The 3046-nt window shown below is 69.4% G+C and carries 3 protein-coding genes; 2 read left to right on the forward strand and 1 reads right to left on the reverse strand.

Annotated elements, in window-relative coordinates:
• Positions 1-168 precede the first annotated feature (168 nt).
• Complete coding sequence (locus tag GWI24_RS42760; protein WP_210951410.1) at positions 169-864, forward strand: hypothetical protein; 696 nt, start codon at positions 169-171, stop codon at positions 862-864.
• 101 nt (positions 865-965) lie between these two features.
• Here GWI24_RS42760 and GWI24_RS42765 read toward each other — a convergent pair whose 3' ends face one another.
• Positions 966-1727, reverse strand: coding sequence for a phosphoglyceromutase (locus tag GWI24_RS42765; RefSeq protein WP_210951411.1), 762 nt, complete (start codon positions 1725-1727; stop codon positions 966-968).
• 143 nt (positions 1728-1870) lie between these two features.
• Between GWI24_RS42765 and GWI24_RS42770 the strand changes: the two genes are divergently transcribed.
• Positions 1871-3046 (forward strand): MFS transporter (locus GWI24_RS42770; protein ID WP_210951412.1); only part of this gene is annotated, 1176 nt, incomplete at its 3' end.

Here is a 3046-nt window from a genome sequence, read left to right on the forward strand (position 1 = left end):
GCCGACAGACCACTCCTGGCTTGCGCCGCTCCTGCGCTGCACCGCTTCGGACTCGGCCGCTCTGACCTGATACGTCCGGGATCGTAGATAAGCGCGCCCTCCCGGCATTTCTTCCCATACGCTATGGCACACGCCACGCCGTCGCCGTCGCCGTGGCCCGGGGGGAGCATGATGGAGCAGCTTCAAAAGCTCGTTGACCGCTGTCGCGATTGCAGACAGGAGCCAGTGCGCTTCCGCCCAAGCACGTGGCACCCACGGCTGGAGCCGTACGGAGCGGCGCACGTACTCGATGCCGGGGTTGAATGTGTAAGCGGGCCGAGTGGTGACCGCCTCATCAGCCGGGGCGACCTGGTCGACCTCCGTGACCGCGTTGGTGACGATCCTGACGGTCTACGCGACCTGTTCGTGGCTGTCATGATCTGGGGCTCGGGCACCACGAACGGACGCGGCCCGCGGTACACCGAGGCCACCCTGCTCGACGCCCGCATGCGCGTTGTTCTCCGGACCACGCGCCAGGCGGTCCGAAGCGGCGACCTGAGCGGGGCCTACAAGCAGTTCGTCCTCGACGGGGTGGGGCGCTCCTTCTTCACGAAGTGGTTCGCGGCCGTCGACGACCGCGACGCCGACTGTGACCGGGCTCTGATCTTGGATGCTCGAGTCTTTCACTCACTGAATGCCCTTAAGTGGTTCAGCTGGGAGGCGGCCGGCACTCGTCGGTGGCCGACCCGTTACGCCACCTACGTCAGCACGATGCACGGCTGGGCCTCGTCCCTGGGAGTCACAGCCGACCGGCTTGAGTGGCTCTTCTTCCACCTGAACGGCCACATGGACGGACCCTGCCCTTGCGCATCAGGAGGCGATTGAACACGGCAGCGCCTCCAGCCCCACGTCCCAGCCTCGGCCTGGAAGCATCGAGCCCCCTACCCACGGAGAAACCGCAGGTAGGGGGCTCGGGCGTGTGGGGCTTACTTCTTCTTGCCCTGGTTCTTGACTGCCTCGATGGCGGCCTTCGCGGCGTCCGGGTCGAGGTAGGTGCCGCCCGGGTTGACGGGGCGGAAGTCGGTGTCGAGGTCGTAGGAGAGGGGGATGCCGGTGGGGATGTTGAGGCCCGCGATGTCGGCGTCGGAGATGCCGTCCAGGTGCTTGACCAGGGCGCGGAGGGAGTTGCCGTGGGCGGCGACCAGGACGGTGCGGCCGGTGAGGAGGTCCGGGACGATGCCGTCGTACCAGTACGGCAGCATGCGCTCGACGACGTCCTTGAGGCACTCGGTGCGCGGGCGCAGCTCCGGCGGGATGGTGGCGTAGCGCGGGTCGTCGCTCTGGGACCACTCGGTGCCGTCCTCGAGCGGGGGCGGCGGGGTGTCGTACGAGCGGCGCCACAGCATGAACTGCTCCTCGCCGAACTCGGCGAGGGTCTGGGCCTTGTCCTTGCCCTGGAGCGCGCCGTAGTGGCGCTCGTTGAGGCGCCAGGAGCGGCGGACCGGGATCCAGAGGCGGTCGGCGGCCTCAAGGGCGAGCTGCGAGGTGCGGATGGCGCGCTTGAGGAGGGACGTGTGGAGCACGTCGGGGAGCAGGCCGGCGTCCCTCAGCAGCTCACCGCCGCGGACGGCCTCCTTCTCGCCCTTCTCGTTCAGGTTGACGTCCACCCAGCCGGTGAACAGGTTCTTCGCGTTCCACTCGCTCTCGCCGTGGCGGAGGAGGATCAGCTTGTACGGTGCGTCGGCCATGCCGTCGAGCCTACTGGACCGGTCTGAGGGGGTCGGTTGACGGACCCCGTCAATTGGCTGGCGGGGCCACGTCCACATCGGTAAGTTGCGGATGCTGGTTGCGCCGCTTACAGGGTGCGCTGCTTACAGGGGGGAGTCGTCCGGTGTCCGTCGTCCGACTGAGGCAGGCCGCGAAGGAGAGCGTCTCGGGGTTGCCCCGGGAGTTCTGGTGGCTGTGGACCTCCACGCTGGTCAATCGGCTGGGCGGGTTCGTGGCCACCTTTCTTGCCATGTACCTGACCGTGGATCGGGGCTATTCGGCGATGTTCGCCGGGCTGGTCGGCGCGCTGCACGGGCTGGGCGGGGCCGTGTCGGCCGTCGTCTCCGGGGTGCTGACCGACCGGCTGGGGCGGCGGCCCACGCTGCTCGTCTCGCAGTTGTCGACCGCGGTCACGGTCGCCACGCTGGGGTTCGTCCAGGACCCGGTCGCCATCGCCGTCGTGGCCTGTCTGGTGGGGATGACCAGCAACGCGTCACGGCCCGCGGTGCAGGCGATGATCGCGGACATCGTCGCCCCCGGGGACCGGGTGCGGGCCTTCGCGCTCAACTACTGGGCCATCAACCTCGGCTTCGCCGTCTCCGCGGCGGCGGCCGGGCTGATCGCGCGCCATGGCTATCTCACGCTCTTCCTGGCGGATGCCGGGATGACGCTGCTGTGTGCGGTCATCGTCTTCGGCAAGGTTCCGGAGTCCCGGCCTGAGCGGGAGCGTGCCGCCGAGGGTGTGGTAGCGGATGCGCCGGAGCCGGAGATCGGGTTGGGTGCGGTGCTGCGGGACCGGCCGTTCATGGCCGTGGTCGCGCTGTCGTTCCTGGTCGCGACCCTCATCCAGCAGGCGTTCGTGGCGCTGCCCGTGGCGATGGGGGCGGACGGGCTGTCCAGTACGGACTTCGGCGTCGCGATCGCGACGAACGGCGTGCTGATCGTGGCCGTGCAGATCCCCGTGACGCGGTTCCTCGAGCATCGCGATCCGGCGCCGCTGCTGATGGTGTCCGCGCTGCTGACCGGCGCCGGGTTCGGGCTGACCGCCTTCGCCGGGTCGGTCGGGATGTACGCGCTGGCCGTGATGGTCTGGACGATCGGCGAGATCATCAACTCCCCCACGCAGATGGGGCTGGTCGCCCGGCTCTCCCCGACCCATGGGCGCGGCCGCTACCAGGGGATGTACACCCTGTCGTGGTCCCTCGCCTCGCTCATCGCCCCGCTCGCGGGCGGCGCCGTCATGGACCGCTTCGGCGCGGATGCCCTGTGGGCGGCCAGCGCCGTGGTGGGCCTCGTGGCG

Origin of the sequence: Streptomyces sp. MK37H (assembly GCF_018035285.1) — a bacterium.
Lineage (GTDB): Bacteria > Actinomycetota > Actinomycetes > Streptomycetales > Streptomycetaceae > Streptomyces > Streptomyces endocoffeicus.